The organism is Janthinobacterium aquaticum (assembly GCF_009208565.1).
Classification (GTDB): Bacteria; Pseudomonadota; Gammaproteobacteria; order Burkholderiales; family Burkholderiaceae_D; genus Janthinobacterium.
In genome coordinates this window covers 559467-581193 of sequence record NZ_WFLK01000002.1, presented here as the reverse complement: position 1 = coordinate 581193, position 21727 = coordinate 559467, and the positions used below count along the sequence as shown (strand labels likewise).

24 protein-coding genes are annotated in these 21727 nt (G+C 60.0%); 8 read left to right on the top strand and 16 right to left on the bottom strand.

Annotated features, from left to right (window positions below; translation table 11 throughout):
• Positions 1-52 precede the first annotated feature (52 nt).
• The 3 genes from GCM43_RS05430 to GCM43_RS05420 all read left to right on the top strand — a co-directional run bounded on the left by GCM43_RS05430 (position 53) and on the right by GCM43_RS05420 (position 4872).
• Complete coding sequence (locus GCM43_RS05430) at positions 53-1069, top strand: M14 family zinc carboxypeptidase (protein WP_152242481.1); 1017 nt, start codon at positions 53-55, stop codon at positions 1067-1069.
• A gap of 10 nt (positions 1070-1079) precedes the next feature.
• Positions 1080-1832 (top strand): alpha/beta fold hydrolase, encoded by a 753-nt coding sequence (locus GCM43_RS05425; protein WP_152242480.1) that lies wholly within the window; start codon positions 1080-1082, stop codon positions 1830-1832.
• 103 nt (positions 1833-1935) lie between these two features.
• Complete coding sequence (locus tag GCM43_RS05420) at positions 1936-4872, top strand: sensor histidine kinase (RefSeq protein WP_152242479.1); 2937 nt, start codon at positions 1936-1938, stop codon at positions 4870-4872.
• Between the two features lie 130 nt (positions 4873-5002).
• Here the strand turns inward: GCM43_RS05420 and GCM43_RS05415 are convergent, their stop codons facing one another.
• The 8 genes from GCM43_RS05415 to GCM43_RS05380 all read right to left on the bottom strand — a co-directional run bounded on the left by GCM43_RS05415 (position 5003) and on the right by GCM43_RS05380 (position 9469).
• A complete protein-coding gene (locus GCM43_RS05415; protein WP_152242478.1) occupies positions 5003-5467 on the bottom strand; it encodes a hypothetical protein in 465 nt (154 codons plus the stop codon).
• Between the two features lie 89 nt (positions 5468-5556).
• On the bottom strand, positions 5557-6006 hold the full coding sequence (locus GCM43_RS05410) for a hypothetical protein (protein ID WP_152242477.1): 450 nt from the start codon (positions 6004-6006) through the stop codon (positions 5557-5559).
• A gap of 147 nt (positions 6007-6153) precedes the next feature.
• Positions 6154-6585, bottom strand: coding sequence for a DUF6602 domain-containing protein (locus tag GCM43_RS05405; protein WP_319636937.1), 432 nt, complete (start codon positions 6583-6585; stop codon positions 6154-6156).
• A gap of 14 nt (positions 6586-6599) precedes the next feature.
• Complete coding sequence (locus GCM43_RS05400) at positions 6600-7001, bottom strand: ribonuclease E inhibitor RraB (RefSeq protein WP_152242475.1); 402 nt, start codon at positions 6999-7001, stop codon at positions 6600-6602.
• 153 nt (positions 7002-7154) lie between these two features.
• Positions 7155-7508, bottom strand: coding sequence for a hypothetical protein (locus GCM43_RS05395; protein WP_152242474.1), 354 nt, complete (start codon positions 7506-7508; stop codon positions 7155-7157).
• Between the two features lie 141 nt (positions 7509-7649).
• Complete coding sequence (locus tag GCM43_RS05390) at positions 7650-7964, bottom strand: hypothetical protein (RefSeq protein ID WP_152242473.1); 315 nt, start codon at positions 7962-7964, stop codon at positions 7650-7652.
• A 210-nt stretch (positions 7965-8174) separates the two neighbouring features.
• Positions 8175-8390 carry a hypothetical protein gene (locus tag GCM43_RS05385; RefSeq protein WP_152242472.1) on the bottom strand — a complete coding sequence of 72 codons (216 nt, stop codon included), beginning with the start codon at positions 8388-8390 and terminating at the stop codon, positions 8175-8177.
• Positions 8391-8467: 77 nt separating this feature from the next.
• Positions 8468-9469 (bottom strand): 2-hydroxyacid dehydrogenase, encoded by a 1002-nt coding sequence (locus GCM43_RS05380; protein WP_152242471.1) that lies wholly within the window; start codon positions 9467-9469, stop codon positions 8468-8470.
• Positions 9470-9536: 67 nt separating this feature from the next.
• Here GCM43_RS05380 and GCM43_RS05375 point away from each other — a divergent pair, with 67 nt between their 5' ends.
• Positions 9537-11126, top strand: coding sequence for an aspartate:alanine exchanger family transporter (locus tag GCM43_RS05375; protein WP_152242470.1), 1590 nt, complete (start codon positions 9537-9539; stop codon positions 11124-11126).
• 3 nt (positions 11127-11129) lie between these two features.
• Here the strand turns inward: GCM43_RS05375 and GCM43_RS05370 are convergent, their stop codons facing one another.
• Entirely contained in the window at positions 11130-12635 is a 1506-nt protein-coding gene (locus GCM43_RS05370) for a DASS family sodium-coupled anion symporter (protein WP_152242469.1), read from the bottom strand.
• Positions 12636-12888: 253 nt separating this feature from the next.
• Here GCM43_RS05370 and GCM43_RS05365 point away from each other — a divergent pair, with 253 nt between their 5' ends.
• On the top strand, positions 12889-14082 hold the full coding sequence (locus tag GCM43_RS05365) for a DUF1624 domain-containing protein (protein WP_226929325.1): 1194 nt from the start codon (positions 12889-12891) through the stop codon (positions 14080-14082).
• 29 nt (positions 14083-14111) lie between these two features.
• Here the strand turns inward: GCM43_RS05365 and GCM43_RS05360 are convergent, their stop codons facing one another.
• From GCM43_RS05360 to GCM43_RS05350, 3 genes are all read right to left on the bottom strand, one after another.
• Positions 14112-14474 carry a hypothetical protein gene (locus GCM43_RS05360; protein WP_152242468.1) on the bottom strand — a complete coding sequence of 121 codons (363 nt, stop codon included), beginning with the start codon at positions 14472-14474 and terminating at the stop codon, positions 14112-14114.
• Between the two features lie 31 nt (positions 14475-14505).
• A complete protein-coding gene (gene udk, locus GCM43_RS05355) occupies positions 14506-15147 on the bottom strand; it encodes a uridine kinase (RefSeq protein ID WP_152242467.1) in 642 nt (213 codons plus the stop codon).
• A gap of 149 nt (positions 15148-15296) precedes the next feature.
• Entirely contained in the window at positions 15297-16019 is a 723-nt protein-coding gene (locus tag GCM43_RS05350) for a hypothetical protein (protein WP_152242466.1), read from the bottom strand.
• A 176-nt stretch (positions 16020-16195) separates the two neighbouring features.
• Between GCM43_RS05350 and GCM43_RS05345 the strand changes: the two genes are divergently transcribed.
• From GCM43_RS05345 to GCM43_RS05335, 3 genes are all read left to right on the top strand, one after another.
• On the top strand, positions 16196-16993 hold the full coding sequence (locus GCM43_RS05345) for an HDOD domain-containing protein (RefSeq protein ID WP_193315547.1): 798 nt from the start codon (positions 16196-16198) through the stop codon (positions 16991-16993).
• Positions 16994-17127: 134 nt separating this feature from the next.
• Entirely contained in the window at positions 17128-17559 is a 432-nt protein-coding gene (locus tag GCM43_RS05340) for a hypothetical protein (protein ID WP_152242543.1), read from the top strand.
• Entirely contained in the window at positions 17556-18464 is a 909-nt protein-coding gene (locus GCM43_RS05335; RefSeq protein WP_152242464.1) for a DUF2145 domain-containing protein, read from the top strand. The genes GCM43_RS05340 and GCM43_RS05335 overlap by 4 nt, the downstream gene beginning before the upstream one ends.
• Positions 18465-18512: 48 nt before the next feature.
• On the opposite strand, the gene GCM43_RS05330 is transcribed toward GCM43_RS05335, so the two are convergent.
• The 4 genes from GCM43_RS05330 to GCM43_RS05315 all read right to left on the bottom strand — a co-directional run bounded on the left by GCM43_RS05330 (position 18513) and on the right by GCM43_RS05315 (position 21639).
• Positions 18513-18836 (bottom strand): hypothetical protein, encoded by a 324-nt coding sequence (locus GCM43_RS05330; RefSeq protein WP_152242463.1) that lies wholly within the window; start codon positions 18834-18836, stop codon positions 18513-18515.
• A 47-nt stretch (positions 18837-18883) separates the two neighbouring features.
• On the bottom strand, positions 18884-20503 hold the full coding sequence (locus GCM43_RS05325; protein WP_152242462.1) for a hypothetical protein: 1620 nt from the start codon (positions 20501-20503) through the stop codon (positions 18884-18886).
• Between the two features lie 84 nt (positions 20504-20587).
• Positions 20588-21169, bottom strand: a complete 582-nt coding sequence (locus GCM43_RS05320) for a flavin reductase family protein (protein ID WP_152242461.1) — start codon at positions 21167-21169, stop codon at positions 20588-20590.
• Positions 21166-21639: a GNAT family N-acetyltransferase gene (locus tag GCM43_RS05315; RefSeq protein ID WP_152242460.1), complete on the bottom strand. Its 474-nt coding sequence runs from the start codon at positions 21637-21639 to the stop codon at positions 21166-21168. The genes GCM43_RS05320 and GCM43_RS05315 overlap by 4 nt, the downstream gene beginning before the upstream one ends.
• Between the last annotated feature and the right edge of the window lie 88 nt (positions 21640-21727).

The window sequence follows — 21727 nt, the reverse complement described above, 5'->3', positions numbered from 1 at the left end:
TTTGGCCTCCAGTTCGGCTACACTGGAGGCCATTCTTTTTTCAGCATCCCCGATGAGCGACAAGAATCTCCCTGAACTGGTCATGCTCAAACGCCTTATCGACGAAGGCGGCCGCCATCTGGAAGTCACTGCCCCCTGCTCCGTTGCCATCGACGGCCGCGATTTTCCCGTCTATACGATTGCGCTGGGCAACCCCAGCCTGGACGTACCGGTGCTGGGCATTTTTGGCGGCATCCATGGCCTGGAGCGCATCGGCACGCAGGTGATACTCGCTTATCTGCAAAGCATCCTGGCGCGCCTGCGCTGGGACAGCACGCTGCACCAGCAGCTTGAATCGATGCGGCTGGTATTCATGCCGCTGGTCAATCCTGGCGGCATGTGGCAAGGCACGCGCAGCAATCCGCAGGGCGTCGACCTGATGCGCAATGCGCCCGTGGCGGCGCAGGAAAAAGTACCGTTTCTGCTCGGCGGCCAGCGCTTCAGTCCCCGCCTGCCCTGGTACCGCGGCGCAGCCGGCGCGCCAATGGAGCCGGAAAGCCTGGCCGTGTGCGAAGTGGTGCAGCGCGAACTGCTGTCGCGCCAGTTCAGCATGGCGCTCGACTGCCACTCGGGTTTCGGCCTGCGCGACCGCATCTGGTTCCCGCACGCGCACACCACCACGCCGATTGCCCATCTGGCCGAAATCGGCGCGCTCGAGCAGCTGTTCAGCGAAACCTATCCCCACCATAACTATGTGTTCGAGCCGCAAAGCCTGCAGTACCGCACCCATGGCGATCTGTGGGACCATCTGTATCTGAACGGCACCAGCGACAGCAGCCGCACTTTTTTGCCGCTGACGCTGGAAATGGGTTCCTGGCTATGGGTCAAGAAAAACCCGCGCCAGCTGTTCAACCGCGCCGGCATCTTCAACCCGACCGCCGCGCACCGCCTGCAGCGCGTGCTGCGCGGCCACCTGGTGCTGTTCGACTTCCTGGTGCGCGCGGCCAACAGCCACGGCCGCTGGCTGCCCGACGGCATGGCGCGCAAAGTGCAGCACCGGCGTGCGCTCAAACAGTGGTACGAATCATGAGCAAGCGGTCATGAGCCACACCTGGGTCCTGCTGCGCGGTCTGATGCGCGAACAGCGCCACTGGGGCAACTTTCCCGCCCAGCTGGCGCAGGCCCTGCCCGACGCCACCATCGTCACCCCCGACCTGCCCGGTAATGGCCAACAGTACCGGATGGACAGCGCCACCCGCGTGGCGCAGACGGTGGAGTTCTGCCGCCAGGACCTGCTGGCGCGCGGCCTGGCGCCACCGTACCGGCTGCTGGCGCTGTCGCTGGGCGGCATGGTGGCCGTCGAATGGGCCAGTCTGTACCCGCACGAGCTTGCGTCCTGCGTGCTGATCAATACCAGCATGCGCCCCTTCAGCCCCTTCCATCAGCGCTTGCGCTGGCAGAACTATGGCGCGCTGCTGCGCCAGTTGCTGCTGGGCGACCAGGCCAGCCAGGAAGCCTTGATACTGCGCCTGACCAGCACCCGTCATCGAGCCGGCAATACCGAGCTGGTGAGGCAGTGGGTAGCCTTTCAGCAGCAGTATCCGGTCAGCCGCCGCAACGCGCTGCGCCAGTTGCTGTCGGCGGCCCGCTTTCGCGCGCCGGCCAGCCGCCCGGGCATGCCGCTGCTGGTGCTGGCAGGTGCACAAGACAGGCTGGTCGATCATCGCTGCTCGTTGACGCTCGCACAGGCATGGCAGGCCGATATTGCGGTACACCCTGAAGGCGGGCATGATTTGCCTCTGGACCAGCCGCAATGGGTGGCGCAGCAGCTTGCCCAGTGGCTGCAGAGGTAGAAAAACAGCTTTTGCTGGCCAGGAGAGCAGCAATAGTATTGTTAACCGGGCCGTGCAACGGTAAGATGGCCATCAAGATACCAGACCAGCCGACCTGCGGACCATGAAACTTATCCGGAAAGTTCTCGCTCTTTTATTGCTGACCTCGCCTGCGCTGTCCAGCGCCGTCACCGCAGGGTTCAGCCCGATCAATATGCACCACAGCAGCTGGACGGCCAAGGATGGCGCACCTGCGTCGATCATCGGGATTGCCCAGACGTCAGACCGCTGGATGTGGATCGCTTCCCTCAACGGCCTGTACCGCTTCGACGGCGTACGTTTCGAGCGCTTCGCGCTGGCCGATGGCAGCAGGCCCAGGGCCGATATCTGGGGTATCAAGGTGCTGAAAAATGGTGACCTGTGGATCGGTTACCGTTTCGGCGGCGCCAGCGTCTGGCGCAACGGCAGGCTGGAAACCTTTGGTGCAGCGCAGGGGCTGGGTGCGTCCAGCGTTCTGGACTTTGCGCAGGATGACCGTGGCCGCGTCTGGGCGTCGACATCGCAAGGATTTCGCATCTTCGATGGCAAACGCTGGAATCGTGCCGACGAGAGCCTGTCAGGGCGTACCGGTATATGCTTTCTGGCCAGCGACGCCAGTGCGATGCTGTGGGCCAGGTGTGAAAATGGTGTGTATACCCTGTCGAAGGGAGCAGACGCTTTCGGCAAAAAAGTTCATGAGCTGACTTTGGGTCGCATGGCGCTGGCGGGCGACGGCACGCTGTGGGCCACTGGCGGCGGGAGCAATGAACTGCTTGCCCTGTCCGGACCGGGCAAGAACAAACCTGTTCCAGACTGGCCACGGCCGCGGGCCGGCGGCGGACCACTATTGTTCGAACGTGATGGCAAGCATATCTGGTCTTCGCAGCCGGCAGGCATTATCCGCTACGGACCAGCCGAAAAAGGCGTGGCGTTCAGCATGGCAAATGGCTTGAGTGGCAATGTCAGCAACTGGTTTTATCAGGATGACGAAGGCAATATCTGGGTTGGCACCGAAAATGGCCTGGACCGTTTCAGGAACACGGCATTGTCCGGTGTCGCCTTCCCTCCCGCTTACTGGGACGCGGAAGCAATTGCTGCCGGTGACGGCGGTGCCTTGTGGGTCGACGGTAACGAAGTCAAGTCTCCCGATACGCGCACGCTGGCCGCACTGCCGGCGCAAACCCCTGAATCGGCTGTCAGTGTCATGTACAAGGACGGTGCAGACGTCTGGACGGCAGGGCGCGACGGCCTGTGGCACTATCACGACGGTCAGCGCTCACGCGTGCCACTGCCCGATTCCGTGAAGGTCATGCAGTTCTTTGCCATGAGCAAAGATGCTGAGGGAGGACTGTGGCTATCGGCGCGCAACGTGGGCAACCTGCGCCTGAAGGATGGCGTATGGCAGCTTGGCGGCGGCTACAAGGACCTTGAGCGTATCGCCAATTCAATCACGCGCGACCGCAGCGGACGCCTGTGGTTTGGCGTCGCAAATAACAGTATCCGCGTGCTCGATGCAGGCAAAGTCCGTTTGTATGGACCTGAGCAGGGACTGTCCGTCGGAACCGTCCTGCAGATATTACCGGGCGACCACGATGCCTGGGTAGGCGGCTCCGAAGGCCTGGCGCACTTCGATGGCAGCAGGTTTCAGAAATTGACCGGTGAAGACGAAGATGCATTTCTCGGTGTCTCGGGTCTGATTGATTACAACAGCAAGCTCTGGCTCAACGGCGCAGCTGGCGTTACGGCCATCAGCAAAGCCGAACTTGCGCTTGCCATCGGCGACGGCCGGCACCGCTTGAAATTCCAGCGCTTCAACCATCTGGACGGCCTGCACGGGACTGCAACGAATTCGTTTCCGATACCGAGTGCGGTCAAGGGCAGCGACGGCAAGCTGTGGTTTGCAACCGGGGCGGGCATTTTCTGGCTCGATACCGAAAAAGCGATCGCCAACAAGGTGCCGCCACAGGTTTTTATCCGCACGATCAATGTCGACAACGCCAGCGTACCCTGGACAGCAGGCCAGACAGCGCGCATCGCGCCCAACCCGGGCCGGCTGCGCATCGACTACACCGCCCTCGCCTACACCATGCCCGAGCGCATGCAATTCCAGTACCGCATCGATGGTGTCGACCGCCAGTGGCAGGAAGGCGGCGCCACGCGCAGTGCAAGCTATACCGGGCTGAGTCCGGGACGCTACCGCCTGCATGTCCGTGCCGCCAATAATGACGGCGTATGGAGCACCTCGGACGCGGTTGCCGACTTCGAGGTCGTCCCTGCCTATTACCAGACGCTCTGGTTTCAAGCACTGTGTGCAACGCTGCTGGCACTGTTGCTGTGGCTGAGCTACAAGCTGCGCATGGCCTATGTAGCGCGGCGCGCCGTGCAGGGATACGCCATCAAAATGGCGGAACGCGGCCGCATCGCGCGCGACCTGCACGACACCTTGCTGCAAAGCGTGCATGCCTTGTCGCTGCGGCTGACGATGACGCTGAACAAGTTGCCGCCGGAAAGCGCCATGCATGATGAAATCGAGCACTCGCTGGACCTGGTCGAGGCCGCATTGCAGGAAGGCCAGGACAAGCTGCATGGCTTGCGTAGCGGGCCGGTGACCGAACTGCTCGACGAAGCGAGCCATCTTGTTCTGGGAGAGTATCCGCAGTTGCCGCTGGCGTCTTCGCGCACCGGCGTGGCAAGAGAACTGGCTTCCTTTGCCCGCGAGCAGCTACTTGCGATCGCGCTCGAAGCACTACGCAATGCGGCGCGCCATGCGCAGGCCACGCAGATTCATTTCCAGGTCAGTTACGACACCGACGCGCTTCGCATGACCATTGCAGACAACGGCAAAGGCTTGCCAGACAAGGTCGCGTCAGCAGGCTGCAGCGATAGCCGCTGGGGCCTGGTGGGCATGCGCGAACGTGTCGAGCAACTAGGCGCGCAGCTGACGGTCAACAGCCAGCCTGACGCCGGAACGACAATCAGCATTGCACTACCGGCAAAGTGCGCCTATGTGCAGGCAAGGTGACAGTAGCTACCAGCTAAAGGTGTCACTGAAACCGGCTGATTGCTACACCAGTCAAGTAAGGAATGATTGAAGTCTGGAGGTGAATGTCGGCTGTCGCTTCGAAGCCGCCGGTGGGGTTACGGTTGACGGCTCATTTTTTTACCGAAATGCTTACCTCTGGCGGATGGCAAGATACGACGTCGATAATATGGTTCAGGCAAAAAATTCCCCAGTGAGTCAATGGGCCGGGAAAACTATTATCGGCAAACGTCGCGTCTCCAACAAAGTCAAGATATCTTGACTTGGAATATTTCACGAAATTTCTTCCTTCAAAAATCTCGTAATTGTCTACGGTCGTAAAGCTCTCGTTTCGAACTGAATAAGCCACGTAACCGGGCCACCGCATGGTGAATATTTTGCAACCCGTAATATGCTCAATGGGACTACCTAGCGGCAAGTTCAGGTCCAGTGCTTCGTTTACGGGCCGAAACGTATCATGAGATGCATCTAGCGTGGCGGCTTCGAAAACTTCCAAGCGTAATTCATTATCGGATGGTTCGCTTATGCTGTTCATAAACAGCCATTTGCACTTTTGGATTTCATTTTCAAAACTCATTAAGCACGCTCACGCTCATATAAAAATTGAAGGGCCGGTACTGTCCGAATTCGGTCGCATGGACAAGACCTCAAGGGTGTCCTTATTTATCACCGCCGATGGAAATGCATATACCCTACTGGTTTATCTAAATACTCAATCATAGCCAAATAATCCGGATCATTTTTAATCCGAAATGTCAATCGAATCTTTTTTATGCGAACACATTTTGATGGAGAAAGTGACAATAGGTATGTCTTTTCAGAATTATCTGCATCTATAGTTATAACCTTACCCATAATTTCTTTAAAGCTTTCCCCTACAGCTTCTTTCTCGACTACGAATTTTGTTGAGCACTTTGGATTGTATTTGTTTGTGCCGCCCCACGAAATATTATTTTTTGATATTATAATTACTCCATATATGGATTCTGATGCATGATCTCCGCCTTCCCAAGCGCCTTGTAACGTTTTCTCATTTATTGCTTCTGCAGCTATTGCATTCGATATCAAAGAAAACAACACCAGGAGCGACCACAGCGTTTTTTTAAGATTATTCATATCATTCAATTCTGATAATTACATCCAGTTGAGTGGCGGGTTCTGAGCGCAAGAAGAAGCACATTCACTTTCTAAAAAAACGATGAAAATTTGGAAACGGTGGTTCTAAGTAAAGCTCGCCCAGGGCGTCCTCTTCAATTTGATCCTCTAAGTGGTAGCGAAGGAAATAGCATCCATATTCACCGTCTCAGAACCACTTTCAGAGAAGAAGGACTTTTCTATGGAGGAAAGCCGATGCGCGCAGTTGTACGCGAGAAGGAGTGATTGCGGAAAGGTGAAGCTATCAGAAGTCCCAAACTCATGTACTTCACTCGCCAGGAATTCAACCCGCTCTGCCGCCAGCAATGACTTCTGAATGTCCTCGGTCTTCAAGTTCGCCTTAATCTCAATAGTTCGAAGAACTGAGTGAAGCATTGCGAGAACAGATCCATCGGCATTCTCGGCAAGCAGCGGATGTCTAACATCCAAAACCATCACATCGAGCTGCGGCGATATGACTCGTGCTGGCGTAATCAAATGACCACATACAGCTCTTAGCACGGAAGGTAAGTAGCGTTGAAGGAAGCGGAGGAACGGGATCTCACCATTGCGCCCTATTTGACTCCGACGGTACCCCAGCCATCGTAATACCCATTGCGAACTTCCGCCAGGGATTGCAGTGCGCGTGTAGTCGCCTGCATTGCTTGCAACTCTGGCACCATCTTGCGCTTGGCATGAATTTCGCATTGCTTATTGGTGGGCTGCTGGTCAACGCCTACAATCTGGTATCCCAAGGCGCTGATTTTCTCTGCAATAGCAACCGCGTCGTCCTTCCGTGTAAAGACAAGAAAGAAATCGATGTCATGTACTTTGGTAACATCCGCGCCGTTCTGACGCAGAGTTTCTATAACCCGTGCATCCTGTTGTTCGGCAATTGACGTTTGAGCAAAGACGGTCGATGCTGCAAACCATGCAATAACCAACGTCGCGCAGGTTAACAGGCGAAGTGGCTTCATAGCGATGTGATCTTTCTTGATCTAGTATAAAAAAATGTGGTGGGCACATTGGCCAACGACTGCGGCCTGTCTGCTTCTGGCCGATCTCGGCCTGTAGCCGGAGGAAGCCATTCGACTGGCAAACGCGATAGCGCGATTTCTCCTTCATGCCTTTTATGGATTGCGAGTACACACAAAGTTTACTAAATCGGATTTACTTGATCCGGCAAGAACATCGGTCCACTTGCCAGGCAAGTCCGTGATCTTGTCAGGACCGTCTTCGCTATAGCCCATGTCGCGATACTGCATGGACTTGCAGTTTATCTCCGTTTTCGAGTAGCCGGTCTCGTTGACGCCGACACGTTTATGACGCGACGTGATGATGCCACCCTTGGTCTTAACGTCTAACAGGTAATACTTACCTTTGTCAGCCATGGTGCGAGGAATGGGGGTTTCTGCGGCTAGCGCTTGAACGATGGGAGCAGCAGTTGCTACGAGAACAAAGCTGGCGGCGAGCATTTTGCGCATCTTATTTAACTTTCGATAATTAGTTATTGAATAGAAATGATTTCAAACCGATAAATTTCTCTTCATTTCAATATAGTGCAAAATCTACCTGTTCAAATTTATGAAACACATAACTAAAAGAGAAAAAATAATGCATCCTTATCAACCACATTTGAAATTGATATCAGACTTAAAGGTAATCACCCATCCTCTATCGCCGTAATGTACGTCGATCATCCAGTATTTTTTGCACCAGGCGACATCCGAAACAAGATTATCTCTGGCTCCCGCATAATCTGACCATCCAGCACTTTTAAGTTCCTTGTCAATTTCCACCAGATCTGGCTCAAAGGACAATGCGCAGGCTTCGACAATAGCAGGGCCGCTGGACCTTGAACAATTAAAAATTATCTTCCGCAGTTCTTTATTTTTTATTTCCCTTAACACATAAAAACTTTCCCTATTTGGGCTTTCCACCACATACCTGAGAAAAAACACATACACAAGAAAACAAACAAATGAAATATAAAATAAATTTTTTCTCATTGTTTACTTGACATAAATGTATAAAATATTTGCAAAACCACCGTATTCATTAAAATACCGATTACCTGTTGATAATATCAATGCAACACCAACGCACCCCAATACACCAATCAATAATAATTTCTGAAATCAGGCTAAAAATTATGAGTTGCCCCATTGCTTGATATCGCGAATCATTTCAGGACTGGCGCTTATTTCAAGCTGCCGGCACTTGCTGGCACCATCAAATTTTACAAGATACACGGGCGATTTTGATAAAGCGCAAAATATCAATTCTCCGTGCCTGCCCCAGAACCAGCCAGAATAATAGCCAAATGCGGCAACGCCATTTTTTATAGAAAGACCAATTTGATCCATCGAAATATTCAACTTGATCACAGCGCAGAGTAACTAACCTTGGGCCACCGGCCCGTATTATGCCCTTGCCGCCGCGCTCAAACCGCCGGAATCCGGTTAACCAATTCCTCGCCACGCTCAAAGGCGCTGATGCTGGCTATGGTGGTCTGCATGATCTGGCCGATGGCCTCTTCGGTAAAGAAAGCCTGGTGGCCGGTGACGATCACGTTCGGGAACGACACCAGGCGCTGGATGATGTCGTCGCAGATGATGGTGGACGACAGATCCTGGAAGAACAGATTGGCTTCCTGCTCGTAGACGTCGATGGCCAGGCCGCCCAGTTGGCCGGTCTTGAGTGCCTCGCTGGCCGCGTGGGTATCGACCAGGCCGCCCCGGCTGGTGTTGACCAGCACGCTGCCGCGCTTGGCGCGCGCCAGCGAATCGGCGTTGACGATATGGTGGGTTTCATCGGTCAGCGGGCAATGCAGCGACACCACGTCGCTGATGGCCATCAGTTCGTCGACCGGCACATAACGGCCGCCCAGCGCCTCGAATTGGGCCGACGGGTAGCGGTCAAAGCCCACCACGGTGCAGCCGAAGCCGGCCATGATGCGCGCAAAAATGGTGCCGATCTTGCCGGTGCCGATCACGCCCACGGTCTTGCCGTGCAGATCAAAGCCCATCAGGCCGTCCAGATCGAAATTGCCTTCGCGCGTGCGCACGCTGGCGCGCGCGATCTTGCGGTTGACCGCCAGCAGCAGGCCGACGGCAAACTCGGCCACCGAATGCGGCGAATAGTCGGTCACGCGCACCACTTCGATACCGTGGCGGGCTGCCGCTGCCGCGTCGATCTGGTTGTAGCCGGTGGAACGGGTGGCCACCAGCCGCGTGCCCTGCCGGGCCAGAATTGCCAGTACCTGGGCGTCGACGGTGTCGTTGACAAACACGCACACAGCCTCGCAGCCGGCTGCCAGCGGCGCGCTGGTGGCGGTCAGGCGGTCTTCGAGGAAGCGCAATTCATGGCCGGCCTCGGCGCGGGCATTGGCCCTGGCCAGCATGGTCTTGTCGTAACGGCGCGCGCTGAAGACGGCTGTTTTCATTGTGTCCACCCTTTCTTAAAATCAATTAAAATCCTGTCAATAGTATTCTAAACGAAAGGATTTGGCTGTGACAGCTTTCAGTGCTTTCCTCACCAGCCAGCCGCTGCTGGCGCTGTTTTTGACCATTGCCATCGGCTACCTGATCGGCTCGATCAGTTTCAAGGGCCTGTCGCTCGGTTCCGGCGCCGTGCTGTTTGTCGGCCTGGCGGTCGGCGCCGCCGCGCCCAAGCTGGTATTGCCTGCCCTGCTGGGCAACCTGGGCCTGCTGCTGTTCCTGTATGGCGTGGGCATCGCCTATGGCGCGCAGTTCTTCCGCGGCCTCAGCACGGCCGAAGGCATCAAAGCCAATCTGGCGGCCTTGACTGCCGTCTGCGCGGCGCTGGCGCTGACGCTGGTCGCACCAGGCCTGCTGCCGTCAATCGACCTGCCGCATGCGCTGGGCGCCTTTGCCGGCGCCGGCACCAGCACGGCAGCGCTGCAGGCAGCGCTGGCCGTGTTCGGCAGTTCGCCGGCCACCGGCTATTCGATGGCCTACCCGATCGGCGTGGCCGTGCCGATCATCCTGCTGGGCATCTATAACGCCTGGCGCAAGCCTGACGTCACGCGCGCGGCGCAGGCCTCGCTGCATATGGAAGAAGTCGAGGTGACCGAGTTTTATGTGATTGGCATGACGCTGGCGGCCGCCGCGCGCAACCTGCCACCCGGCATTTCCATCGTGGCCGTGCGCCGCAGCCACCATAACCTGGTGGCCGAGGACGACATGAAACTCGAGCGCGACGATGTGCTGCTGGTAGCGGGCAACGATGCTACCGTGCTGCACGATGTTGCCACCCGCTTCGGCCCGGCCCATCCGGGCCGCATCCTGCATGACCGCAGCGAACTCGATTACGAGCGATTCTTTATTTCCAGCGGCGCCATTGCCGGGCTGCAGCTGTCGCAATTACAGCTGCCGCCGGAACTGCACGCGCGCATCCTGCACCTGCGCCGCAATGACGCCGACCTGCCGCTGACGCCGCAGCGCCTGCTTGAATTCGGCGACCGCATCGGCGTGCTGGCGCCGCGCGACAGTTTCCCGGCGCTGCGCAAGCTGTTTGGCGATTCGGTGCGCAGCACCGGCGAAATCAACTACGTCAGCATCGGCGTGGGCGTGACGCTGGGACTGGGTTTTGGCGCCATCCACTGGCCGCTGCCGCTGCTGGGCCAGCTGTCGCTGGGCTTTGCCGGCCTGCTGCTGGTGGCGCTCTTTCTGGGACGCCAGCGCCGCACTGGCATCTTCCAGTGGGCCATGCCCAGCTCGGCCAACCTGGTACTGCGCAACTTCGGCCTGACCCTGTTCCTGGGCGTGGTCGGCATCTCGTCAGGCGCCACCTTTGCCGCCACCTTTGCGGAAAACGGCCTGCTGTACCTGCTGCTGGGCAGCGCCATCGTGTCGGTGATGGTGATCGTCACCATGCTGCTGGCGCTGCTGGTGTTCCGCCTGCCGTTCGACAGCGTGGCCGGCATCGTGGCCGGCGCCACCGGCAATCCGGCCATCCTGGCGTTCGCCAACCGCATCGCGCCGACCGACCGGCCCGATATCGGCTACGCGATGATCTTTCCCTCGATGACGGTGCTCAAGATCGTGCTGGTGCAGCTGGTGGGCGTGCTGGCGCGCTAGCGCTTACCAGAAACCCAGCAGCTTCCACCAGGCGCCGCCGATGACGGCAAACACGGCCAGCTCCAGCACGCACATGACAAAGCCGACGCGCCACCAGTTACCGAGCGTAACGTAGCCGCTGCCGAAAATGATCGGCGAGGTGCCGGTGGCGTAGTGCGTCAGCGTCATCATGATGGCCGAGCCGGCGGTCATCATCAGCAGGAACGGCACCAGGTAGTCGCCCGGCAGCAGCTGCGCGCCGACCGACATAAAGGCAAACATCATGGCGCTGATATGGGCGGTGGTGCTGGCAAACAGGTAATGCGAAAACACGAACGCCAGCAGCAGCACGCTGGCCACCGGCAGCCAGCCCATGCCGCTGGCGACAATCGCGTCCTTCATCGTCAGCGCCGCCCAGCCGATCACGCCCAGCTTGTTGAGCTGCTCGGCCAGCATCACCAGCGCGCCGAACCACACCAGCGTGTCCCAGGCACTTTTTTCTGACAGCACGTCATCCCAGTCCAGCGTGCCGGTAATAATCAGCACGAACAGGCCAAGAAAAGCCACCACGGTCGGGTCGAGCGTCCAGCCTGGACCGAAGAGCATGGCAGGAACATTGGCCCACAGCACCAGCAGCAGGCCAAAGGTGCCCAGCATGACTTTTTCCTTCGGCGCCAGCGGCCCCATGCGCGTCAGTTCGCTGCGCGCAAAGCGCACGGCGTCCGGCGTCACCTTCAGTTCCGGCGGCGACAGCAGATAGATCACCAGCGGCATCAGCAGCAGGCAGGCCAGGCCGGGCAGCAGCATGCACAGCGCCCAGGTGGTCCAGCTCAGGTGGAAATTCTGGTTGCTGGCCCTGGCCACAAAGTCCACCACCAGCGGATTGGGTGCGGTGGCCGTCAGGAACATGGCCGAAGTAATCGGATTGGCATGGTAGTTGACCAGCGCCAGGTAGGTGCCGACCTTGCCTTCGGTCCCCTTGGCGGGATCGGAATCGAAGGCATTGGCAATCGACTTCATGATCGGATGGACAATGCCGCCGCCGCGCGCCGTATTACTGGGCGTAAACGGCGCCAGCACCAGCTCGCACACCGTCAGGCCATAGCCGATGCCGATGGTGCGCTTGCCCAGCAGGGCAATGAACATCAGGCCGATACGGCTGCCGAGGCCAGTTTTCTTGAGGCCGCGCGAAATCAGGATGGCCACCACGATCAGCCAGATCAGCGGACTGGAAAAACTGCTGAGTGCATCGGTAATGGCGCCCTTGGACGAATGCGAGGTCACTTGCGACAGTGCAACGATAACAATCGCCATCATCGCCATCACGCCGATCGGCATCACCTTGAGGATAATGGCCACGATGGTGGTCAGGAAGATTGCCACCAGCGCCCAGGCCTTGGGTTCCAGGCCGGCCGGGCAAGGCAGCAGCAACAGGATAATCAGCACCGCAGTGGTAATCAGTGCCGGGACGAGGCGGAACGGCACGGCGCCGTTGAAATAGCGGAATGCCGCAGTGACCTTGGACAACATGCTGAGCCTTTCAAAATAGAAACAATTACAGGCTCTACGCTAGCATGCGCTTTTGTTATCTCAAACCGATAATATTGCAATTTGGAACGTTTGCGAAGGAAACGCAAAATTCCCGGGGCAACGTATCTGACGGTGCCGCACTGCGCGGTATCCGATCTGACTGCGCCTTGCCGCCACTATCGATAATGCGCTATCATTATCGATTAATAATGCAGTATCAGCGCTGCATCTATCCAGCAACAGGAGAGCACCATTGGACAACGTCTTGCCAACCGGGCAGCAGCAAAGCCCGCACGCCGCAGCACCGGTACACATTAATCGCCGCCGCCTGCAAAGCCTGGACGCCCTGCGCGGCTTCGTCATGGTGATCATGCTGATCGACCATATCCGTGAAAACTGGTATCTGTACATGAACGTCAGCGATCCGGTCAATCCGCTCACGGTGGAGCCTGCGCTGTTTTTCATGCGCATTGCCACCAATCTGTGCGCACCGATCTTTGTGGCACTGACCGGCCTGGGCGCTTATCTGTACGGCCAGAACCACACCAAAGCGGAGACGGCCAGCTACCTGGTCAAGCGCGGCCTGCTGCTGATGGCGATCGACGTGCTGCTCATTACCCTGGCCTGGACGGTCAAGCTGCCGATGACCTTCTGGCTGCAGGTGATCTGGGCCATCGGCCTGTGCATGATCGCGCTGGCCGGCCTGATCTACCTGCCGAAAAAAGTGCTGCTGGCGCTGGGCCTGCTGATTGTCGGCGGCCACAATCTGCTCGACGCCATCCGTCTGCTGCCGAACGAGCCGGGCTTTACCTTGTGGACGCTGCTGCACCAGCGCGACCTGATCGCCCTGCCCTTTGGCGCTGCGGCCAGGACTTCCTACCCGGTGCTGCCATGGATAGGCGTGATCGTGCTGGGCTACCTGCTGGGCAGCTGGTTCGAAGCCGGCAAGGATGGCGGCCAGCGCGTGCGCCGCCTGCTGCTGCTGGGCGTGGGCATGCTGGCAGCGTTCGTGCTGCTGCGCGCGCTGAACGTGTACGGCGACCAGCCGTGGGTAGCGCACGATACGGCGCTGCATACCTTCATGGCCTTTATCGCGCTGACCAAATACCCGCCGTCGCTACTGTTCCTGCTGCAGACGCTGGGCATCGGCGTGGTCCTGCTGGCGCTGTTCGAGCGCTGGCAAGGCCACCCGTGGCTGAATGCGCTGGCGGTGTTCGGCGGCGCCCCCATGTTCTTCTATATCCTGCATATGTATGTGCTGCGGGCGCTGTACCATATCGCCTACTTTATCTGGGGGCCCACGCATGGCGTCAGTTTCGGGATCGATAACTTCAACTGGATCTGGCTCTGGTATGCGGCACTGCTGCCAATACTCTATGTACCGACTGCGTGGTATTCGCGTCTCAAGGCGCGCCGGCGCGATATTGCCTGGCTCAAGTACTTCTGACATAGTCAAAACCGGGCGCGCCCAGTACCTTACAGCGCGTCCCGGGGCGGACACTGCTTGTCCCAATAATCGACTGACAGAACGCTCACTTGCTCGCCCCAGGTCAGCACGCGCATGCATGCCTTGCCTTTTGCATAATGCACGATGCAGACAGGACGGTCGACGGCACAGCCCTCCAGACCCTTGACGCCGCTGCGCAGCAAGGTCTTTTCGATGCCGGTGTAGCTATAGGTGTGTTTTACGTGCATGGCCTGCGGCAACCAGCCACTGCGGCGCAGTTCGCTGTCGGCCGCCTGGAAAGCCATGCCTTTTTTCAATCGCGCCGGTGCTGGAGCCGCCGGCGCATTGGTCGCCATCGAGAGAACGAGCAAGGCCAGCGCATGCTGTTTCATGCTCTGGCCGCACTTCCGCTCGGCGGCGCGATCATGTCCGCTTGAGCTTGCCGATCACGCTGGCCACCTTGGTGGTGATCATGTCAACCGCCGGACCGTTGGCGCCATGTGGCAGGATAATATCGGCATTGCGCTTGGTGGGCTCGATAAATTGCTTGTGCATCGGGCGCACGGTTTCCAGGTACTGGCTGACCACGCTTTCCACCGAGCGGCCGCGTTCGGTGATATCGCGCTGCATGCGGCGGATAAAGCGTACGTCCGAGGCGGTGTCGACAAAGATCTTGAGCGACATCATGTCGCGCAGATCGGCATCGTACAGGGCAAACAGGCCCTCGATCACGATCACCGGCGCCGGCTTGACGGGAATGGTTTTTTCGGAGCGGTTGTGCAGCGTGAAGTTGTATTCCGGCATCTCGATTGCTTCGCCGACGCGCAGCGCCTGGATATGCTGCACCAGCAGCGGCCAGTCGAACGCATCGGGATGGTCGTAGTTTTGCCGGGCGCGCTCATCGAGGGACAGGTGGGTCTGGTCGCGGTAGTAATCGTCCTGCATCACGACCGACACCATGTCAGCGCCAAACGACGCCAATACCTGCTGCGAGACGGTCGACTTGCCACTGCCGCTGCCGCCAGCGACGCCAATAATAAAAGGTTGGAAGGAAATATTGTTCATGCCGACATGATACCGGAATGGCGGCCGAACCGACAGTACCGGCTGACCGACATCGGCTATCGCCGAGGCCCCGCATGCCCGATTCGCCGCGTAGGTCGGATTAGGCCCCGGAGGGGCCGTAATCCGACAACATTGTTGGCGTATCAGGGCTAAGGCAGCCGATGCCGGAAGGTCGGCTCGATATTGCGCGCGTGCAGCCAGCGCACGATGTCTTCCAGGGTGGCGTCCTGCAGCAACAGCCCGGAAAGTGGCGTTTCGGGCGCGGTTGCCACAATTACCGGGATTGCCGGCGCTGCCACCTCCCCAACATGCTGCTGCAGCTTGGCCAGCGCCTGCGCAAACTGCTGGGCCGTGATGCTGCGCACGTTCTCGAGCAGGGCCAGCTGGCCGGCGGCGGGCGGCGCCATGTCGAGGCCGGGTTCGTCGACAAACGCCGCGCCCATGCCGGGATGGATAAAGGCCGACCATTTGCCGGATGCATGCAGCGACGGCGGCAATGGCAGGTCGACCAGGTCGGCCGGCGGCGCACTGGCCAGCACCCGGCCGCTATCGGGCAGGAAGACGCGGCGCAGCAGCGCCACAAACGCCTGTGCCTGCGCCAGCGGCACCGGCGTGGCCAGCGACAGCCACAGATGGAAGGTATCGCCGCCGGACACGCTGACAGCCGGCGCCGGCAAATCGAGTTCCTGCTGCAGCGCATTGGCAAGCGTTACCAGCTCGCTCCAGTGCTGCGCGCCGTCGCCCTTGCCGCCAAAAGCCAGCACCAGTGTGCGCAGTTGCCCATCGTCGCTAACCAAGCGCAGCGCGGCTGGCCCCGGCTCCTGCCCTTCGCGCAGGTACAATCTTTGCAATTCGGAAATCAAGGTATGCATGCGGCTCCCATAAAACATGGCGCCGATTATAGCCGAGCGCCGGCCTGGCGACGCCGCTGCCAGTCCGGCGACACGCCCGACAAAATTGTCTGATAATGGTGGCATTGTTTGCGCCTGGCGCCTTTTTACTTCTTCCATACATGCACGCCGATAAACTCAGCAGCCTGGCCCAGCTCATGGACCGCGCCCACAGCGACACGCTGTCCTTCCCCACCACCGTCAATACCGCCTTGCGCCTGCAGCAGGCGCTGGGCGACCCTGACTGCCACGCGGCCGATATCCACCGCCTGCTGCTGTCCGAGCCTGCGCTGTCGGCGCGCGCAGTGGCGATGGCCAACTCGGTCATGTATGCGCATGGCCATGTGCAGGCCGTGACCAGCGTGCGCGCCGCCGCCGATCGCCTGGGCCAGCGCAACCTGCTCTCGCTGGCCACCGCCGCCGTTATCTACCAGCTCAAGTCCGGCATCCGCGACGCCGCCTTGCGCGCCAGGGCCGCGCAATTGTGGTCGCACAGCGTGCATGTGGCGGCGCTGGCCCATGAAATTGCCGGCACCGTCACGCACACCGACGCCGATACGGCTATGTTTGCCGGCATCGTGCACGAAGTGGCGGGCCTGTTCGTGCTGGCCGAGGCCGACCGCACGCCCGGCCTGTACCAGCAGGTCGAAGGCCAATTGCCGGCCGCGCTCGAGATCATCGGCCGCGCGCTGATGCGCCAGCTGGGCGTGCCGACCCAGGTGGCCGACGCCATCAACGCCCTGCCCGGCGCCAGCGTGCTGATGCCGCCGGAAGGCCTGCGCGACACGCTGCTGCTGGCCAAGGCGCTCGCGCCGGTCGCCTCGCCCCTGCCGCAACTGCCGTCAACCACCAGCGAACGCCTGCGCCATTATCTCGACAGCGACCCGACTCTGTACGAAATGCGCAACAATCCATCGGCTGAAGCGAAGGCTTTGATCGCGGTATTGCTCAGTTAAACCAAGTTAAGCCAAGTTAAGTATTCAGCCATGTCGGGCTCTGCTATGATGGCAAGCCGAGCACCGGACTGTACCGGTGCCGGCTTGCTTTTTTTGCTCTCGTACTGGATACCGCCGTGACAACCTCTTTACGCATGCTCGGCCTGGCCGCAGCCCTGAGCGTGGCCTGCAACGCCAACGCCGACAGCTTTGTTTCTTCCGCCTCCAGCGCCGGTTCGGCATCGAGCGGCAGCGTGTCCGATTCGCTCAACGGGTCGAGCAACAGCTCCTCGCGCGACAACAAAGTGGCCAACGGCCCTTACCGCATTATCGATATCGCCGCCGTTGCCGGGCGCGATGGCATGACGCGCCTGACGCTGCAAACCGATGCCGGCAAGCAGCCGGTGCTGCTGGACCTGCCGCAAGTGGCGCTCGACAAGCAGCAGCTGGCGCAGGGCGACATGATCTACGCGCAGAACCGCGCCTACGGCATCGAGTTTTCACGCAACGACACGCGCGCCGCCTTCTTCCTGGTGCTGGCCGACGACTGGTACGGCGAACTGGCAACGCGTCCGGTCAGCATGTGAGCTGGCGCTTCGCGCCGATCGTTGCCGCCTGTGCCTTGCTTGGCGCTGCCGGCGCCGCGCAGGCCTCTGGCCTTTCCACCCGTTTTTGCGACCGCAGCACCGAGCTGACGGCCAGCGAGCAGGACCGCCTGCTGCGCTTTGCCGCCGTGGTGCGCGAGGAGCTGGCCGCCACCGAAGGCAGCGTGGCGCTGGTCAGCCGTTCCGGCCTGGACCTGGCACGCTTCGGCATCCGCTATTCGCACGCCGCACTGGCCTGGCGCCACGACGACGGCGCCTGGAGCGCGCGCCAGCTTTATTACGCCTGCGACGAAGGGCGTCCGCGCATCTTCGACCAGGGCACGGCCGGTTTTGCGATGGGCACCGACAATCCCGCAGTGGGCTATATCTCGCTGGTGCGTCTGCCTGCGGAGACCACGCCGGCGCTGCGCCGCACCCTGCTCGATCCGGCCACCGTACAGCATCTGCTGGCAGGGCGCTACAGCGCCAACGCCTATCCCTACAGCGTGCTGTACCAGAACTGCAACCAATGGGCGATTGAAATGCTGGCCGCCAGTTGGGGGGAGCTAGCCGATGGCGCCGACCTGCGCCAACGCGCCCAGGACTGGCTGCGCCAGGCCGGCTATGCGCCCGAGCCGGTCGATGTCGGCTCGCGCTGGCTGATGCTCGGCTCGATCTTCGTACCGTTGGTGCAAATGAACGACCATCCGCCCGAGGCGATTGCCAGCATGCAGCTGCAGGTCAGCCTGCCTACCAGCCTCGAAGCGTTTGCTCGCCAGCACCTGCCAGCGAGCAGCCGCGTGGAAATCTGCCATAACGGCAAACAGGTGGTGGTGCATCATGGCTGGGAGCCGGTGGCAGAAGGCTGCGTGGCCGGACCCGGCGACCGGGTGGTGGCGCTGGACTGATCTAACGCCGGCACGCCTACCTCATGGCGTCTGTTTCACAGCCACGTGTCAATCCATATGCACCACGCCATCCCAGTTGTCGGGTACAGCCAACCCCGGCCAGCGGGTATCTTCTTTGGGCCTGCCCTCGCACAGCGAGGTCATGACCACTGTGCCGCTGGGCGTGGCCCGGCAAATCCAGCGCTTGTCGGCCCGGTGCGCCACCTGGTCCCAGGCCACGCCCAGGTCAGTGAGCAAGGGCATGCGTGATGGGGTGAGCGCCGGCGTGGCCGAAGTGGCCGGTTTGGGCGCCACGACCGGCTCGGTCACAGTGCAGGCAGACAAGCCTGCAGCGACCAGCACCGCCGTCCAACTTCTGATTGCATGGATCATCGACTGCCTCCTGATTGACATTACTGTATCCCGTGGCCGGCCCGGCCTTACAGCCCCGGAATATCGGTGTTATGGAATTTGCTCATGCCCACCACGCGGGTGTTGCTGTCCGAGTAGGATAGCTCGACCTTGTCGCCGGGTTTGGTGAGCACCAGTTCTTCCGACAGGTCCGAGCTGCCGGTAAAAATCGTGCCCAGTATCTTGTCGCCGACGGACAGCGTGATGTAGTACATGGTCTGGTTGTTGCGAAATTCAGCGGCGATGCGCACCACCGTGCCCTGCACCGCGATCTCTCGTGCTTCGGCGCCGATATCGGCCGCCACCCGGTTGGTCGAGCGGCGCGACTGGTAGCTGCGCAGGGTGGCGCTCAGCGTGTCGGCCACGCCGATCACCTGGTTATTGCGCATGTCGACCATGCCGAAGGCGCGCGAGACGCCCTGGCCGTCGCGCAGCGCCATCACATAGGTCGGTGCGCCGTTGACCAGGAACGGCAGCGGATTGGTGGCGCGGTAGCGTTTTTCAGGATTGACGTTTTCCACCGCATGGGCAGCAGTAGCCTGCGAGACGGACGGCACCTTGAACCAGCGCACGGTCTTGCTGCGCGAGTCGACCAAATAGAAACCGGACAGACCGTTGTTCTTGCCCTTGGAGGTCATGCCGCCGATCCAGTACGGTCGCTTGTCGGCGCCATAGACCAGGTCCAGATCACCGTCCACGCGCAGGCGGCCTTCGTTGTTCAGGTTGATATAGCCGTGGATATATTCGCCGCGGTCCTGCATCTGTTCGAGAATAAATTCCTCGGCCTGGATGCGGTCGACCCAGGCCGGCTCGTCGCCCATCTTGTAGCGTTTGACCTCGCCGGTCAGTGCATTGACGGTCACGATGCCGGTGGTGTCGCTGCCGGAAAACCCCACCTTGTGCTGGTACACCGTGCCAACGTAATACGGCACGCCGTCGTCGTCGATTTCCGGCTCGAAGTCGGTCAGCCCCACGCCGGCGTTGCCCGACAGGTAGGCATGGCGCTCGACATAGTCGCCAAAATAAGCCGACTGCAGGTAGCGCAGCTTGAGCGGCTTGCCGTCGAGCTCCATCACCAGCTTGACGTCGGCCGGGTCGTGCGCCGAGACCACCAGGTAGCCTGGCGTGGCGCCGTCGGCAAACCATTTGAAAAAGCCGCTGTGTTCCAGAAAGGCCACCCACACCAGCTTGTCGCGCACCAGCTGCTTGACCGGCGTGCCGACCGCCACTTGCGAGCCCAGCGACGCGATTTCCGACAAACGCTTCTGCATTGCCTGCAGCGCCATGTCCTGCGACACCAGCGGCGCCTGGTCGATATCGATGGGCGCCAGCGCCTCATGGAAATTGGCCGGCGTTTCCGCGCCCAGCATGCGGTAATAGGCCGATGCATGCAGCACCGGTGCGGTGGTGAAAAACACCACCGCGCCAAACACCAGGGCCAGCGCCACCCATGCCGCCATCAACACGGCGCGCCCGCTCAGCAGCACTGCAGGGATGGCTGCGGCCAACAGCACCACGTAAATACTGGCAAAGTCGGGCGCCAGCGCCGGCGCCTGGAAGTAAAACAGCACCAATAACAGCAGCACCGACAAGATCACACCGGTCACTGCCAGGGCACGACGATAAGCTGCAAGACTTCTGATGGTCATATTCTATGGAACCCGAAAACGATGAGTGCTACCAGTGATGGCAGCGTGGTCCCATAGCATAACATTTGCCGCAAAGAAAACTTGCTAATTTTCTACCTGGACTTTCAGGCTCTCGCCGATCGCATAGAACTGGCCGCCGGCAATGTAATGCAGGCTGCGCCAGGACGGATCGGCGTCTTCAAAATGCCAGTGGCCGTCACGGAACACGCGCTCATCGGCCCAGGCCGCCACCACCTCGCCGATAAACAGGTCGTACGTGGCTTGATTATGTGGCTCCGGCACCAGCCGGCATTCGAGCCATGCCGAGCAGCCGTCAACGAAGGGCAGATCATGGCCTTCCGGATCGAACAGGGTCACGCCGGCGCGCGACAGCTTGTCGGGCAGTTCGGCCAGGCTGTGCGTGCCCACCACATGGGTCAGCTGCAATTGAGCCGCCGTCGGCACCTGGATCACGAAGCGCCCTGCCCCTTCGACCAGCGCGCGCGTGCGCGTGGCCTTGTCGAGCACTACGGTCAGCTTGGGCGGCGAAAAGTCCAGCGCACAGGCCCAGGAGGCGGCCATCACGTCGTCCATGCCAGCGTGGCGCGCCGAGACCAGGATGGCCGGGCCGTGATTGATCAGGCGATAGGCTTTTTCCAGCGGGACGGGAAGAATATGCGGGTTCAAGATGGTTCCTGTTCGGGTGGCGTTAAAGGCAGCAGCATATCCCATCGGTCGATGCCGGGGCCATAGCCGTCCGGCGTGACCTTGACGGTTTCAAAACCGAAGCGCGCATAAAAGCGCTGCGTATGCTGGCTGGTGTTGATTTCCACCTGGCGCAGCTGCGGCAATGCGCGGATCGCCGCCAGGCGCACTGCCGTCAGCGCCTGGCCCAGGCCCTGGCCATGCAGGCTGCGTTCGACCATGCCCCAGGTCAGGCTGGCCGTCACGCCGTCGGACTCGACCGCATAGCCGCCGCAGGCCACGATCACGCCATCGCGCTCGATGACGAAAAACGGCTGGGTGGAGCGGCCAAGGTAGCGGACAAACAGTTCGCGCTCGGACGGATCGAAATAATGCGGGGTGTTGCTGTCAAACAGGCGCAGACAGGCATCGAGGTCGGCCGACTGGTAGGGACGATGCAGATTGGTGGACAAGGCGGCTACTCCGTAAACATGCAAAGCGTGCAAAGGCGCGCCCTCTACAATACAGCAAGGCGCGCCTTTTTTTCAACGCTGCTTATTT

What these genes read in the sequence shown, in the direction of transcription:
- udk (WP_152242467.1), bottom strand. Translation starts at nt 15,147, where the DNA reads ATGAACAATATTTCCTTCCAACCTTTTATTATTGGCGTCGCTGGCGGC.
- GCM43_RS05340 (WP_152242543.1), top strand. Translation starts at nt 17,128, where the DNA reads ATGCTCGGCCTGGCCGCAGCCCTGAGCGTGGCCTGCAACGCCAACGCC.
- GCM43_RS05400 (WP_152242475.1), bottom strand. Translation starts at nt 7,001, where the DNA reads ATGAAGCCACTTCGCCTGTTAACCTGCGCGACGTTGGTTATTGCATGG.
- GCM43_RS05425 (WP_152242480.1), top strand. Translation starts at nt 1,080, where the DNA reads ATGAGCCACACCTGGGTCCTGCTGCGCGGTCTGATGCGCGAACAGCGC.
- GCM43_RS05380 (WP_152242471.1), bottom strand. Translation starts at nt 9,469, where the DNA reads ATGAAAACAGCCGTCTTCAGCGCGCGCCGTTACGACAAGACCATGCTG.
- GCM43_RS05360 (WP_152242468.1), bottom strand. Translation starts at nt 14,474, where the DNA reads ATGAAACAGCATGCGCTGGCCTTGCTCGTTCTCTCGATGGCGACCAAT.
- GCM43_RS05420 (WP_152242479.1), top strand. Translation starts at nt 1,936, where the DNA reads ATGAAACTTATCCGGAAAGTTCTCGCTCTTTTATTGCTGACCTCGCCT.
- GCM43_RS05330 (WP_152242463.1), bottom strand. Translation starts at nt 18,836, where the DNA reads ATGATCCATGCAATCAGAAGTTGGACGGCGGTGCTGGTCGCTGCAGGC.
- GCM43_RS05370 (WP_152242469.1), bottom strand. Translation starts at nt 12,635, where the DNA reads ATGTTGTCCAAGGTCACTGCGGCATTCCGCTATTTCAACGGCGCCGTG.
- GCM43_RS05385 (WP_152242472.1), bottom strand. Translation starts at nt 8,390, where the DNA reads ATGGATCAAATTGGTCTTTCTATAAAAAATGGCGTTGCCGCATTTGGC.
- GCM43_RS05430 (WP_152242481.1), top strand. Translation starts at nt 53, where the DNA reads ATGAGCGACAAGAATCTCCCTGAACTGGTCATGCTCAAACGCCTTATC.
- GCM43_RS05415 (WP_152242478.1), bottom strand. Translation starts at nt 5,467, where the DNA reads ATGAGTTTTGAAAATGAAATCCAAAAGTGCAAATGGCTGTTTATGAAC.
- GCM43_RS05350 (WP_152242466.1), bottom strand. Translation starts at nt 16,019, where the DNA reads ATGCATACCTTGATTTCCGAATTGCAAAGATTGTACCTGCGCGAAGGG.
- GCM43_RS05395 (WP_152242474.1), bottom strand. Translation starts at nt 7,508, where the DNA reads ATGCGCAAAATGCTCGCCGCCAGCTTTGTTCTCGTAGCAACTGCTGCT.
- GCM43_RS05325 (WP_152242462.1), bottom strand. Translation starts at nt 20,503, where the DNA reads ATGACCATCAGAAGTCTTGCAGCTTATCGTCGTGCCCTGGCAGTGACC.
- GCM43_RS05345 (WP_193315547.1), top strand. Translation starts at nt 16,196, where the DNA reads ATGGACCGCGCCCACAGCGACACGCTGTCCTTCCCCACCACCGTCAAT.
- GCM43_RS05410 (WP_152242477.1), bottom strand. Translation starts at nt 6,006, where the DNA reads ATGAATAATCTTAAAAAAACGCTGTGGTCGCTCCTGGTGTTGTTTTCT.